11 protein-coding genes, 1 other RNA gene and 1 pseudogene are annotated in these 13,603 nt (G+C 68.6%); 3 read left to right on the top strand and 10 right to left on the bottom strand.

The genetic code is table 11. From position 1 onward, the window contains the following. Positions 1 to 57 precede the first annotated feature (57 nt). A pseudogene (gene istA, locus ACFE76_RS16135) lies at positions 58 to 1,422 on the bottom strand (IS21 family transposase); the annotation flags it as partial. Positions 1,423 to 1,809: 387 nt separating this feature from the next. On the opposite strand from istA, the gene ACFE76_RS16130 reads away from it, so the two are divergent. Together ACFE76_RS16130 and ACFE76_RS16125 are read left to right on the top strand one after the other, a co-directional pair. Further along, the gene (locus ACFE76_RS16130; RefSeq protein WP_375432786.1) at positions 1,810 to 2,982 is read left to right on the top strand and encodes a nucleotidyltransferase; all 1,173 of its coding nucleotides are present in this window, start codon (positions 1,810 to 1,812) and stop codon (positions 2,980 to 2,982) included. Positions 2,983 to 3,028: 46 nt separating this feature from the next. After that, positions 3,029 to 3,634, top strand: a complete 606-nt coding sequence (locus tag ACFE76_RS16125) for a hypothetical protein (protein ID WP_375432785.1) — start codon at positions 3,029 to 3,031, stop codon at positions 3,632 to 3,634. A gap of 262 nt (positions 3,635 to 3,896) precedes the next feature. Here ACFE76_RS16125 and ssrA read toward each other — a convergent pair. Together ssrA and ACFE76_RS16115 are read right to left on the bottom strand one after the other, a co-directional pair. Further along, positions 3,897 to 4,265: a transfer-messenger RNA gene (gene ssrA / locus ACFE76_RS16120) on the bottom strand. A 124-nt stretch (positions 4,266 to 4,389) separates the two neighbouring features. After that, positions 4,390 to 4,995 (bottom strand): DUF1707 and DUF4870 domain-containing protein, encoded by a 606-nt coding sequence (locus ACFE76_RS16115; protein ID WP_375432784.1) that lies wholly within the window; start codon positions 4,993 to 4,995, stop codon positions 4,390 to 4,392. Positions 4,996 to 5,113: 118 nt separating this feature from the next. Between ACFE76_RS16115 and ACFE76_RS16110 the strand changes: the two genes are divergently transcribed. Continuing rightward, on the top strand, positions 5,114 to 5,488 hold the full coding sequence (locus tag ACFE76_RS16110) for an FKBP-type peptidyl-prolyl cis-trans isomerase (protein WP_375432783.1): 375 nt from the start codon (positions 5,114 to 5,116) through the stop codon (positions 5,486 to 5,488). Positions 5,489 to 5,497: 9 nt separating this feature from the next. Here the strand turns inward: ACFE76_RS16110 and ACFE76_RS16105 are convergent, their stop codons facing one another. From ACFE76_RS16105 to prfB, 7 genes are all read right to left on the bottom strand, one after another. Continuing rightward, positions 5,498 to 7,339 (bottom strand): DUF2207 domain-containing protein, encoded by a 1,842-nt coding sequence (locus ACFE76_RS16105; protein ID WP_375432782.1) that lies wholly within the window; start codon positions 7,337 to 7,339, stop codon positions 5,498 to 5,500. After that, positions 7,336 to 7,815: an SsrA-binding protein SmpB gene (gene smpB, locus ACFE76_RS16100; RefSeq protein WP_375432781.1), complete on the bottom strand. Its 480-nt coding sequence runs from the start codon at positions 7,813 to 7,815 to the stop codon at positions 7,336 to 7,338. The genes ACFE76_RS16105 and smpB overlap by 4 nt, the downstream gene beginning before the upstream one ends. 121 nt (positions 7,816 to 7,936) lie before the next feature. After that, the gene (locus ACFE76_RS16095; protein WP_375432780.1) at positions 7,937 to 9,013 is read right to left on the bottom strand and encodes a Gfo/Idh/MocA family protein; all 1,077 of its coding nucleotides are present in this window, start codon (positions 9,011 to 9,013) and stop codon (positions 7,937 to 7,939) included. Positions 9,014 to 9,020: 7 nt separating this feature from the next. Next, on the bottom strand, positions 9,021 to 10,463 hold the full coding sequence (locus ACFE76_RS16090) for a peptidoglycan DD-metalloendopeptidase family protein (protein ID WP_375432779.1): 1,443 nt from the start codon (positions 10,461 to 10,463) through the stop codon (positions 9,021 to 9,023). A gap of 174 nt (positions 10,464 to 10,637) precedes the next feature. Then, positions 10,638 to 11,552: a permease-like cell division protein FtsX gene (ftsX, locus tag ACFE76_RS16085; protein WP_375432778.1), complete on the bottom strand. Its 915-nt coding sequence runs from the start codon at positions 11,550 to 11,552 to the stop codon at positions 10,638 to 10,640. A gap of 63 nt (positions 11,553 to 11,615) precedes the next feature. After that, complete coding sequence (gene ftsE / locus ACFE76_RS16080; protein WP_375432777.1) at positions 11,616 to 12,302, bottom strand: cell division ATP-binding protein FtsE; 687 nt, start codon at positions 12,300 to 12,302, stop codon at positions 11,616 to 11,618. Between the two features lie 163 nt (positions 12,303 to 12,465). Then, positions 12,466 to 13,581: a peptide chain release factor 2 gene (gene prfB, locus ACFE76_RS16075; protein ID WP_375432776.1), complete on the bottom strand. Its 1,116-nt coding sequence runs from the start codon at positions 13,579 to 13,581 to the stop codon at positions 12,466 to 12,468. Between the last annotated feature and the right edge of the window lie 22 nt (positions 13,582 to 13,603).

Genomic DNA, 13,603 nt, shown 5'->3' with positions numbered 1-13,603 from the left:
CCCTACCTCTAACCCCTGTGACCCAGATCACTCACACAGACATCTTGACAGGCTCTTCACCGCAGCATGGCCTAACGCCCAGTCGACCCGCGGGTTCCCGGCGACCTTGGCCATCGTGACCGTCGCCTCCATTTTGGCGCGGATCTTCTGCGTCCCCGCCGCGCAGGCTTCGGACAGCCACACCCGGGCGCCGTCGCCGATGGCCAGGAACTCCCGCTCCGCCTGGTTGCGGGGCCGCAGCACGTACTGGCCGGGCTCCTTCGTCGACGGGCCACCGAAATGGTCATCGCAGATCTGCGGCGAGCCGGGCGTGGCCCGTGGATGCCGGGCGACCTCGACCGGCCCCTGCTGGCCGTGGTGCACGACCACGACCTGTTCCTGGCTGCCGGCGCCGTGGGCTCGGACCCACACCTGTGCACCGAGCAGGTGTTGCGGGACGGAGTACTGGCCGTGCTCGAAGCTCACCATCGGCGTGTTCGGCGGGACCCGGCGGGCCAACCCGAACACGACCGTGTGCCCCTCCTCAGGCACCCGGTGCAACCGGACCCGTTCCTCGGCGAGCATCTCGACCGGGACCCGCCGGGTCACCCGATGCACCCGACCGTTCACCTCGACCATGAACGCCTCGCACGCAGCCTCCAGCTCGGCGAACGAGCCGTACTCCTCCCGCAGGTTCGTGTCGGTGGGCACCAGGTCGGCTTTGGCGACCTTCACCGACGCCTCCACCCCACCCTTCGACGCAGGGTCAGCAGGCTGGCAGGTCAACACCGTCACCCCGTAATGCCGGCCGAACGAGACTGTCTCCCGGTTCCGGACCGGCACCCCCGCCACATGCTCCACCGTCACCGTCTTCTCGTTGTCGGTCAGCACATACGTCGGCGCCCCACCCACCAGCCGGAACGTCCGGTCCAATGCGGCGATCACCGACGGCTGCGTCCGGTCCCGCAACGCGAACACCACCCGGAACCTCGACCACGCCACCCAGGCCACAAACAGCACCGTCTTCACCCCCTCCACCACCGGGCCGTCGCCGAAGTCGTACTGCAACCACATCCCCGGCTCGGTGACCCACGGCCGGTGCACCCGCACATGCCCGAGCCGGTACGCCGCCTTCACCCCGGCGACCGCCCGCCGAGTCGACCGGTCCGACCCCCGATAGCCGAGCGCCACCAGCTTCCCGTGCGCGACATCGGCGCGGATCCGGCCCTTCGACGCCTCCACCCACTCCTCAATCTTCTCCAGGAACGGGTCCACCGCCTGCGGCCGGCGGGACAACACCCCAACCGGCCGGCCCGCGTCCCGGGCCGCGACATGCGCAGCGACCGTGTGATGAGAACACCCCACCAGATCAGCCGCTGCCCGGACCGACCCGAGCAGGTCAAACGCAGCAAGAATTTCCATGATCTCTCCGTCAGACTTCACATGGCCCTCCTCGGAGCTCAGAGTTCGACTCGACACCGAACATCGAACCCGAGGAGCGGCTCCCGAACCCGCCAAGCGGGCCAGGACCAATAGATGACGTGGGCAGATCTCACGGCCACCAGCGGGCAGTTTTCACGGCCACCACTGGGCAGTTTCGTGACCGCCTACGGGCACTTTTCCATGGCCGCCGACAAGCAGGTCCCTTAACAGCCGGTGCCCCGAGCAACATCGAGGCTGACGGCTTCCCTGCCAGGTCAAGCCGACGGGAATGTCAGCGGGCGCTCGTACCCTCAAACTGACGGTCCCAGTCCTCTCGCTGAGCGGCTGCGACCGCGGCCCCGTGCCGGACCGTCGACCCGTAGTCTCCCCGACCGCAAGGAGTTCCTCGTGGCAACGCTCGCGACCCTGTTCGTCTCAGCCCTGAGCAACATCCAGCCCGGCGACGACGCCAAGAACGCGCCCATGGCGCACAAGCAGGTCTCCGACGCGATCACTTCAGACGAGCTCCTTCGAGAGCTCGGAGCTGACCCCGTCCTGATCGGGTCCTACAAGCGGGACGTCTCCATCCGCCGCGTGAAGGACGTGGACGTTTTCGTCCGGCTGAAGAACGCCGACGACAGCCTTCGTCCGGGTGACATCCTCACGCACACCATCGAGGTGCTCGAGGACGCGTTCCCCGGCCGAGTGACTCGGCAGCACCGGTCAGCCATGGTGGACTTCCCCAAGTTCGACCTGTCGGTCGATGTCGTCATCGCCCGCCCCTGCGGGAACCACCCAGACGACCACTGGCAGATCCCTCAGAAGATCGAGCAGGACGGCCGGGCCTCGTGGGTGGAGACCAACCCCACCCGGATGACAGAGCTGAAGACGCAGGCCAACCAGCAGTTCCTCCTCAGCGACGACGACCCGACCAGCGGGGCCTACGTGCCGGTCGTCAAGCTCGTCCGCCAGATCCGCCGCGCCTGGGACATCAACAAGCCCGGCGGCTTCTACTTCGAGGTGCTCGCCTACCAGGCCTTCCAAGACGAGCAGCCCAACGAGAACACGGTCGCCGACTACCTGACGGCCGTCCTCAGGGCGGTGGCGGACGCGCTCGCGACAGGGGCCAAGCCTGCCGACCCGACCCTCGAAGGCCGCACCATCAGCACGAGCGCCACCACCGCACAGCTCGAGGAGGCCGCTTCACGCATGGACGAAGCCGCCACCCTCGCCGACGAGGCCCTCAAGGCCGAGGACACTTGCCTCTCCGCAGCAAAGTGGCGCCAGTTGCTCGGCACCACCAAGCACACGGATGACCCCGAGCACGCTTCCCGCTCCCCGACTTCTGCAACACCGACGGCACCAGGAAGAGCTCCAGCACGATCACACGCGGAGCACCGGCCGTTCCCGCGGGGAACGACCGCTACGCATGACCCTGACCGAGGGTCCCGAGGCGCTGCTCTGGAGGGAGAACCTGGTCAAGGCCGGATTCTCCGACGACGGTGCACGTCTGCGGGGCCCGGTCACCTGGGAGCACCCGCAGAAAGGCCTGACCACCGCGAGGGCGGAGATCGAGGCTGAGAACTTCCCGTTCGCGCCCCCGCAGGTCCGAATCCTCGACCCCGGCGTGCCCCTCGACCTCACGTTCCACGTCGATCGACCGGCGCCCGGACAAATCCTGGGCAACCTGTGCCTCTGGGAGGACAGTTGGTCGGCCGACGTCGCGCCCTGGCTCGAAGCGCAGACCGTTCTTGACCGCATCGCCCACTGGCTGCGCCGAACGGCGCTGGGGTGGCCGGGTGACCGCGCGTGCGACCTAGAGCGCTACCTGCCGCGGAAGGACACGCTCGTCCTGTACGACTCCGCTGTGCCGGCTCACGCCCAGGCGCTCGGCCGACGCAACCTCGTCGAGACAGGCAACTCCTACTTCGGCGGTACTTACATCACACTCGAGCGCGCCTACAGCCGCCTGATGGGCCACGAAAACCGCAAATTCGTCCTCGGCTTCCTCCTCGCCGGTCTCAACGCCTACATCGAGAGGGGCTGGCGGATCCGCGAGATCCCACAGCGCAGGCAGCCGGACTCAGGCCAAGATCGCGCAGAAACGCCAGCGCCCAAGAAGCGAGCTCGGAGGCGACACAGCACGCTCGCAGCAGTCCGTAAACCCGAAGAAGAGGCGCCCGCACACCACGGACACACAGATAAACCAGCCGCAACGCGGAAACGCTGCTGAACGCCACGAAAGTCCACCGCAATCGAAGAAGCAACACGTCAGCCCTCGACCACCAGGTCGGGGGCTCCAGGTGCTTCCAACCGCGAGCGTCAACTGCCCGAAGCGGCCACCGCACGATGAAGATGAGCGCACGGCCCCGCAGATCTGGGGAAAACTGGCCCCTAGCACTGCCCAGGCATACCTTCTGAGGCAGAAAACACGGGAAGGGGCCGCACACTGACCAAATCGGGAACAGTGCACGACCCCTTCCGGGAACATGCCTGGGTGGAGGTGGCGGGAATCGAACCCGCGTCCTCGGACGACGAACCAGGACTTCTCCGGGCGGAGCTAGCTAGACGATTTTCTCAGCCTCGACACTCGCGCTAGCACGTTGCCGACAGGCTCAGTCTCAGTTGATGTTCCCGCTAAGCCCTCAGACGACTCTTAGCAGGTAAGCCTCCTAGATGACGCCAGTACCCGGGACGGAAGCACACCCGGACTGACGGTTCGATCACTGCTCAGGCAGCGAGAGCGAACGAAGTGCGCTTAGAGTTGGCACTTGTTGGTTTCCAAGGGACATTAACGAGTTGACCTTGGATTCTCGGCCCGCTTCTCCTGGGACTATCGACCCAAGTCGAAACCGATCACCCCCTGTGGAGTTGTCCCGTCCCGTGCCTGGTGCTCGCACGATCCGGTGGGCAGCCTCGGCTGCGTCGCCAAGTGTACCTGCTGCGAGTCGGCTCAAGCCAGACATCATCGACCACCGCGCCGAACAGTCACTTTTCCTTCAGCACCTGCAGCCGGGCCACGTGCCGGACGGGGTTGTGCCAGTTCTCGCCCTGCGCCGCCTTGGCGCCGCCGATGATGGTCAGCACGACCCAGCCGACGAAGATCACCCCGGTCAGCATGTCGAAGAGGTCGAGGTTGGTGACGTTGGCGATGATGCTGCTGCCCACCAGGCCCAGGAAGGTGACCAGGGTGAAGTTGAACGCCTTGGCCGCTTCCCGGCGAGCGCGGGTGCCCGGGCTGGACAGGGCGTAGATGACGGCCGGGCCGAGCAGCCAGGCGAAGAGGGTCGAGAAGTGGGCGAGGGCGGCGACCCCGTTCCCGGCGCGGTCCCGGACCTCCGGCCGGACCAGCGGCTGGTAGGCCGGGTGCAGCCCGACGGCGGTGGAGCTGCTGGGCACGTGCACCAGCCCGTAGAAGGCCTGGTTGAGGTCCTTGCGGGTGGTGGCCCCGAGCACCTGACCGATCCGGGAGTCGAACTCTGACTCGCTGACCCGGCCGTCGGCGTACGCGTCCTTGAGCCAGTCCTCGGCGCGATCGCGCTGCTCAGGGGTGACAGACATCTGCAGGCTGGGGTGTTCGTACGCGGCGGGCATAGGTCAAGGATGCGTCGCGGACCCGTTCGGCGCCATCGGGCCCGACCCCGGACCGACCCCGAGGACAGCCCTGGACCTGCGGCCCACCGCGCGGGTCGGCGGAGCTAGGTTGGACGGCATGACCGCAGCCAAGCCTGAGATCGACTTCCCCGACGGCCCGCCCCCGCAAGAGCTGGAGGTCACCGACATCACCGTCGGCGACGGCGCCGAGGCCGGACCCGGCGACTCCGTCCGCGTCCACTACGTCGGCGTGGCCTACAGCACGGGTGAGGAGTTCGACGCCTCCTACAACCGCGGCGCCCCGCTCGACTTCCCCCTCGGCGCCGGCCGGGTCATCGCCGGCTGGGACACCGGCGTGGCCGGGATGAAGGTCGGCGGTCGCCGTCGGCTCGTCATCCCCCCGCACCTCGCCTACGGCGACCGCGGCGCCGGTGGCGTCATCGGTCCGGGAGAGACGCTGATCTTCGTCGTCGACCTGGTAGACGTCCGCTAGAAGCGCGGCTCACCAGCTGCTGCTGCCACCGCCGCCACCGCCACCACCGGAGAAACCGCCACCGCCGAACGAGCTGCCGCCGCCGAAGCCGGTGCCGCTGCTGCCCGAGGTGGAGGGCGCCGGCGCGGCGGCGGTGGTGAGGCTGCTGGTCAGGAAGGCGGCGTTGAAGTAGCCCATGTTGTCGTTGCCGACATACCAGTACGGGGTGGTGTCAGGCAGCCGACCCATCGCCACGAGCTGGCGGCAGATGTCGGCCCAGCGGTCGGCGAGCTCGAAGATGATCGCCCAGGGCAGGTAGCGGGAGAAGATGTCCTCCCCCTCCTCGAACTTCAGCTGCTCGGCCTCGGCCGTGGCGAGGTAGGTCCGGAACCCCTCGACCTGGTCGCAGACCGCCCGGCCGTCCGGGGTCCGCTGGCCCCGCCGCAGCTTGCGCCGGATGACGGCGATGGTGATGACGATCGGCAGCAGCAGCACCAGCACGAGCAGCAGCCAGGCACTGACCTGGAAGGCGATGAACACCACGACAGCGACCGCTCCGAAGCCGAGGCTGCCGGTGGCGGTGGCTGAGGGCACCTTGCGGAACCAGCCGCGGGAGGCGACCTGGTTGATCACCGAGGTCTGCATCGCCTGATGGGCGCTCGTCATGCTGCCGCGGGACGAGAGATCCACGGTCGAGCCGGGCGGCTCGCCGTTGAACAGCGAGCTGAGCAGCACCATCTCGTGCGGGGCGACCGCAAGGGCCGGGTCGAGCAGGGTGACGCGGAAGTCGTCGTCGGACTGGCTCTCCACCCGCACAGCACCGCGGACGGCGAGGTCGACGATGGTGGCTGCGGTCTCGCGGGTGTCGACCTGCCCGTCGGCCAGCAGGCCCGCTTCGGCCACCGGGATCTTCGGCGGCGCGAAGGCGACCGGGATCGGAAGGTCGGGGTCGTTCGGCACGACGGTGAACGGGTCACCGGCCCGCGGCACGGTCCCGGGCGCCAGTCCGGCGTAGCGCTGGTCGCGGCCGTGCTTGCGCCACCAGGCCATCCCGACGAGCGGCGATCCGACGAGGAGACCGGCGCCGACGACGCCGGCCGCTGCCAGTCCGGCCTTCGCCGTCCCGCTCAGCTTGGAGGCATCAGGCTCGAGGTGAGGTCGAGGGTCGGTCACGATCCCTGAGGTGATCTTGGCCCCGACTGACATGTTCTGCTGGGCCGGCAGGTTGGTGACGCCGTACTGCCCGACGCCGGCGACGACCTTGTTGGTCGGGCAGACGGTCTTGCTGCCCACCTCGCCGTAGAAGCAGCTCGTCTCCAGGACTCCTCCAGGAACGGTGACCTGCGCGGTCAGCGTCTTGATGGCGGGATTGGCGGTTCCGGTGGCATCCCAGGAGAACTCGTCGTAGGTCGCAAAGGTGCGCATCGCGCCGGCGACGTCGTAGTCGAGCACGTAGGTCACGCTCGCTGCACTGATGGTCCGGTTCGGGTCACCGATCTTCACGTTCAAGAAGACGGTGCGACCGCCGTCGGTGTCGCTGGTCGACTGACTGGTCTGGGTGGAGGCGCCGGTCGGGCTTCTCACCTCGAGGTTGCTGACGTCGTAGACCGCGTCGTTGTCGGCGTCGTATTTCTCCCGGGTCACGAGATCGCGCTGGATGCCGTGCCGACCCGAGCTGTCACCGAAGCGCCAGTCGATGGTCTCTTGAACGTGCAGCACTCCGCTCTTCTTGACGGTGTAGACGACCGCGAAGGAGCTGATCTGGTCATCAGCCGCGTGTGCCTCCGGAGCGGCAAGAGCGAGAAGCCCCAGGGCCAGCGCCAACGCCGCGAGCAGCCGGGTCAGCCGGGCGAGGAGCCGGAGTCTGGTCAACCCCGCTCCCCGCGGTTACGGGCGGCCAGCGCCCGTTCGGCCTCGCGCCGGCCCTCGCGCTCGGCGAGGGTCTGTCGCTTGTCGTACTCCCGCTTGCCGGTGGCGAGGGCGATCTCGACCTTGGCGTAGCCGTCGGAGAAGTAGATCGACAGCGGGATCAGCGTGGTGCCGGTGTCGGCGAGGTCGCGCTGGATCCGGCTGATCTCGCGCTTGTTGAGCAGCAGCTTGCGGGTCCGCCGGGCGGTGTGGTTGGTCCAGGTGCCGTGGGTGTACTCGGGGATGTGGGCGTTGCGCAGCCACACCTCGCCCTCGTCCACGGTAGCGAACGCGTCGGTCAGGCTGGCCCGACCCTCGCGCAACGACTTCACCTCGGTACCGCCGAGGACGATGCCGGCCTCGTAGGTGTCACCGATCTTGTAGTCGTGCCGCGCCTTCTTGTTCTGCGCGACGGGCTTGAGCCCCTTCTCCTTGGCCATGTCCCATCCTCTCCGTCCCCTGTCCGCCACGCCTCCTCGCAGAAGCCGGCGGTGCGTCGGGCCGCGGACGAACTCTACCCAAGGCGTGGGTCGACCGACTCGGATCAGGGAGCCGTGCGTCTCAGCCGGGCAGCGGGGCCAGCGCGACTTCAGCACCGGCGGCGGCGGAGGCGTACGCGGCCTCGACCATCCGGACCACCTGGACGCCGTCGGCCACCGGGGCCAGCGCGGGCTCCCGGCCGAGGCAGGCCGCGACGAAGTTGGCGATCTCGGCCCGAAAGCCGTCGTCGGCGTCGAAGGTCAGGCTGTCCAGCTGCGGCACCGAGGTGAGCATCGTCTGGTGCCGCTCGGTGCTCAGCCGCAGCTGCGGCTCGACCTCGGCGCCCCCGCGGTCGCCGTACACCGCGACGCGGAGCTCGTCGGCCGGCGCGTGCAGGGAGTAGCTCGCCTCGACCAGCAGCGACGCTCCGTCGGCGAAGCGGATCACCGCGTTGGCCAGGTCCTCGACCTCACTCGGTACGCCGGAGTCGCGGGCAGTGTAGCGGCGGGGACCGACACCCGGTCGCGGACCCAGCCGGGCGTACCGGTTGGCGCTGACCGTGACCGGCTCGGGGCGACCCATCAGGTACCAGCAGAGGTCGAGGACGTGGCTGCCGATGTCCATCAGCGGGCCACCGCCGGACCGGGTCGGGTCGCCGTACCAGCCGCCCGGGTGCCCGGCGCGTCGCAGGTTGGTGGCCCGCCCGTAGTAGAGGTCACCGAGGTCGCCGGCGTCGATGAACCGCTTGAGGGTGCGGACGTTTCCGGAGAAGCGCCGGACGAAGCCGACCTGCACCACGCTGCCGCTGCGGTCGGCGGCGACCTGGATGTCGAGGGCGTCGGCCAGCGTGGTGGCGAGTGGCTTTTCCACCAGCAGGTGCCGACCTGCGTCGAGGGCGGCCACCGCCAGCTCGGCGTGGGAGGTGTTGGCCGTGCAGATGCTCACCGCCCGTACCCGGTCGTCAGCCAGCACCTCGGCCAGCGAGCCGTACACCTGCTCGATCCCGTACGCCGCGGCGAGGGCCCGCGCCCGCTCGAGGTGCCGGTCGCCGACGCCGATCACCTGCGCGTCCGGCTCCGCGGCGTAGGCCCGCAGGTGGTCGGCGGCGATGGTGCCCGCACCCACGACCGCGACGCCGAGCGGTACCGTCTCCCCCACTGATCGGTCAGTACCAAGTCATCGGGTTGACCACGGAGCCGTTCAACCACACCATCAGGTGCAGGTGGCAGCCGGTGGAAAAGCCGGTGGTGCCGACGTAGCCGATCACCTGGCCTTTGTCGACGTGCTGGCCGACCGAGACCACGTAGCGGATCGCGTGGTTGTAGCCGGTGGTGACGTAGCGACCGTCGACCCGGCCGTGGTCGATCATCAGCCGGTTGCCGTAGCCCGCGTTGTAGTAGCGCTCGGCCACCCGGCCGGGGTACGGCGCCCGGATCGGGGTCCCGCAGGAGGCGCCGAAGTCGGTGCCGTCGTGCAGCTTCCAGTAGTGCAGCACGGGGTGGAACCGCATCCCGTACGGGGAGGTGATCGGCGCCGAGACCGGGTAGTCAAAGCCATGGTGCGCGCCGGACGAGCTCGAGCCACCGCCACCGGAGCCGCTGCTCGGGGCGGGCGCGGGTGCCGGGGCGGGCTGCACGGGGGTGCTGCGACGGACTGGCGTCTTCGCCGACGTCTTGGCCCGCTTGGCGGCGGCAGCCGACTTCGCTGCGGCCTTCGTGGCCGCCCGCGCGGCGGCGGCCCGTACCGCGCGCTCATGGGCGGCCTGGCGTGCCGCCGCGACCTTCGCCTTGGCCACCCGGACGGCGATCCGGTGCTCGACCGACGCCCGCTCCTGGGCCAGCTTGGCGTACTGCGCCTTGTCCTGGGCGACCTCACCGGCGGCGGCGTTCTCGACCGCCTGCCGCTGCTGGACGAGTGCGGTGACGCTACGCTCCTGGTCCGCGGCCTGCCGCTCGAGCTTGCGCTTGAGGGTCAGGTTGGCCGCCGCGGACAACCGGTCCTCGGCGACCTCCGCGGTGAGCTTGGCCTGCACGGCCTTCTCGGCCGCCAGCTTGGTCTTGAGCGCGGTCAGCTTGTCGATGGTGAACGCGCTGGTGTCGAACATGGTCCTCGACCACTGGATCCGGGTCTGCAGGTCAACGGTGGAGTCGCCCTGGATCAGCACCGCGAGCGGCAGCAGGTTGGTCTGCTGCTGGTACTGGTCGCGGAGGATCGCGCCCGCCATGGCCACCTCGGCGTCGAGAGCGCGCTGCGCCTTGGCCACGGCGCGCTTGGCGGCGACGAGGGCGGCCTTCGCGAGGACCAGCTTCTTGGCCATCGCCGTGTCCCGCGCCCGAGCGTCGGCGAGCTCAGACTCGGTCTGGGCCAGCGCGGCCCGGGCCACGTCGAGCCGCGACTGCGCCTGGTCCACGGCCACGCCGGCCGCCGACAGGGCCCGGCTCGACTCGTTGAGGTCGCTGCGGGTCTTGGCCAGCTGCTGAGTGACCTGCTGGCGCCGGTCGGTGAGGCTGTCCGCGGCAGCGCCGGGAGCTGACAGTCCGAGGGTCAGGGCGGAGGCCAGCGAGACCGCCAGCACGGCGACGGGCAGCCGCACCAGCCAGCCGGCCACGACAGCCGCAGCACGACCGGCACGACCAGAGTCGTGTTCGGTCGAGCGTGAGCGAGTATCGGGAAGATCCGGCACAGCAATCCCCATCCCAGTTGAGTGTCACAACCAGGACCCGGTCACGTAGGACGCAGCCGAACCCCCACCCTCAAGTAGAGATCGAGACTCGTCCTCGACTCAGACTCTCAAGTACTTCCTGGTTGTTACCAGCGTCGGAATGATAGACAGCATGAGTCCGACGGCCGCAACCCCTGCCATCGCCCACCCCGCCTGAGACCAGCCAATCCAAGGTAAAGACTGGATCGAGACTTGAGCTTTGCGCATGATGATGAAGTAAACGCCTGAGGCCAATGTTGCGCAGGCCAACACCGCCCCGGCGAGCGCAGAAATCACCGCTTCCAACAGGAAGGGCAGCGTGATATAGAGGTTGCTCGCTCCCACCAGCCGCATGATGCCGATCTCTCGACGGCGGGCGAAGGTGGCCAGCCGGATGGTGTTGCCGATCTGGAGAGCGGCCGCGGCCAGGAGCAGGGCGGACGCGGCGATCGTGCCCCACTGGAGGAACCGGAGCACCCGGAAGAACGGGTCGAGGTACTTGTGCAGGTCCTGCACGGTGTCGACGCCCTTGAGCCCGACCACGGAGCTGACCACGCCCTGGTACTGCTCGGGGTTGAGGAGCTTGACCCGGAACGACTCCTGCATCTGGTCGACGGTCAGTGAGCTCTGGATGGGGTTGCCCTCGTACGCGCGCTGGAAGTCCTCCCACGCCTGCTGCTTGTCCTCGAAGAAGACCCCGTCGGGCGCGACCTCCGGGTTGCTGACCAAGGCCTGCTGGACGGCATCCTTCTGGGCCTGGGTCACCTCGGTGTTGGGCTCGCACTGGTCACCGTTGCTGTACTGAGTGCAGAGGAAGACCGAGATCTCGATCTTCTCGTACCAGCGGCCCTTCATCAGCTCGACCTGCTGGTTGGCCAACAGCCCGGCCCCGAAGAGCGACAGCGACACCCACATCGTCATGACGACCGCGAGGGTCATGGTGAGGTTCTGCCGCAGACCAGCACCGGTCTCGGAGAAGATGTGGCGGAAACGCATTGATCGTCCTTCGTCGTCAGGGATGCGGCCAGGCAGTCCTACGGCCGCAGGAACGGGCCCGGCTCACTGGTAGCCGTAGACGCCCTTGCTCTGGTCACGGACGACCTCGCCGTCGTCCAGCTCGATCACCCGCTTGCGCATCTGGTCCACGATGGTCGAGTCGTGGGTCGCCATCAGCACAGTGGTGTCCGCGCGGTTGATCCGGTCGAGCAGCTTCATGATGCCCACGCTCGTCGCGGGGTCGAGGTTCCCGGTGGGCTCGTCGGCGATCAGGATCATCGGCCGGTTGACGAAGGCGCGGGCGATGGCGACCCGCTGCTGCTCACCGCCGGAGAGCTCATCAGGCAACCGACCGCCCTTGCCGTCCAGCCCGACCAGCTCGAGCACCTCGGGGACGACGCGCTTGATCGTGGCGGACGGCTTGCCGATCACCTGCAGCGCGAAGGCCACGTTCTCGGTGACGGTCTTGTTGGGCAGCAGTCGGAAGTCCTGGAAGACGGTGCCGATCTGGCGGCGCATGGCCGGGATCTTCCAGCTGTGCAGCTTGTTGAGCTCGCGGCCGGCGACGAAGACCTTGCCGCGGGTCGCCCGCTGCTCGCGCAGGATCAGCCGCAGGAACGTCGACTTGCCGGACCCCGACGCCCCGACGAGGAAGACGAACTCCCCCTTGTCGATGTCAACGTTGACCCCCTCCAGCGCGGACCGGCGCTGGCCCTCATAGGTCTTGGTCACGCCTTCGAAACGGATCACTTCTGCCTCGCACGATCGACGACTTCCGTGCCGCACCACGGTTGGCGCCGGACGGCCACGGTCGAGTGTAGGTGAGCATCCTGCGCGTTCCCTGGTCTGCGGAACTGCAGGCGCGTCGTCTGGTGCCGACGTGGCGAGGGCCGGTCTTCCCCCGGCGCCAGGCTCAGCTCGACGCGACCTCGCTGGTGCGCCGCCAGCGGATCCCCGAGTCGATGAAGCCGTCGATCTCGCCGTCGAAGACCGCGTCCGGGCTCGACACCTCGAAGTCGGTCCGCAGGTCCTTGACCATCTGGTACGGGTGCAGCACGTAGGAGCGCATCTGGGAGCCCCAGCTGTTGCCGCCGTCGCTCTTGAGCGCGTTCATCTCGGCCTCGCGGTCGTGCCGGGCCTTTTCCAGCAGCCGCGACTGCAGCACCCGGAGGGCGGCGGCCTTGTTCTGCAGCTGGGACTTCTCGTTCTGGCAGGAGACGACGATGCCGGTCGGCAGGTGGGTGATCCGGACCGCCGAGTCAGTGGTGTTGACGCTCTGGCCGCCGGGCCCGGACGACCGGAACACGTCGATCCGCAGGTCGGCCTCGGGGATCTCGATGTGGTCGGCGGCCTCGGTGACCGGCAGCACCTCGACGCCGGCGAAGGAGGTCTGACGCCGACCCTGGTTGTCGAAGGGCGAGATCCGGACCAGCCGGTGGGTGCCCTGCTCGACCGAGAGAGTGCCGTACGCGAACGGCGCCTTGACCTGGAAGGTCGCGGACTTGATCCCCGCCTCCTCGGCGTAGGAGGTGTCGTAGACCTCGCATGCGTACCGGTGCCGTTCGGCCCAGCGCAGGTACATCCGCAGCAGCATGGCGGCGAAGTCGGCGGCGTCGATCCCACCCGCCTCGGACCGGATGGTGACCAGCGCCTCGCGTTCGTCGTACTCCCCCGACAACAAGGTGCGCACCTCGAGGGCCTCAATCGCCTTCTGCAGCCTGGTGAGCTCGGTCCCGGACTCCGCCAGGCTCGCGTCGTCGCCCTCTTCCTCGCCCATCTCGACCAGCAGCGCGAGGTCGTCCAGCCGGGAGCGCAGGGCGCTCACCCGGTCGACGTCGGACTGCAACGACGACAGCTTGGAGGTGACCCGCTGCGCGTTGTCGACGTCGTCCCAGAGGTCGGGGGCGGACACGGCTTCCTGCAGCTCGGCGATCTCGGCACGCAGCCGGTCGAGGTCGAGCACGGCCTCGATCGAGCTCAGCGCCCGGTCGAGGGTCGCGATGTCTACGGAGAAGTCGGGGCCAGCCACGAGGAGTCACTCTACCGAGGTC

The organism is uncultured Friedmanniella sp., assembly GCF_964244005.1.
GTDB lineage: Bacteria > Actinomycetota > Actinomycetes > Propionibacteriales > Propionibacteriaceae > Microlunatus.
This window is presented reverse-complemented; position numbering and strand designations above follow the sequence as displayed.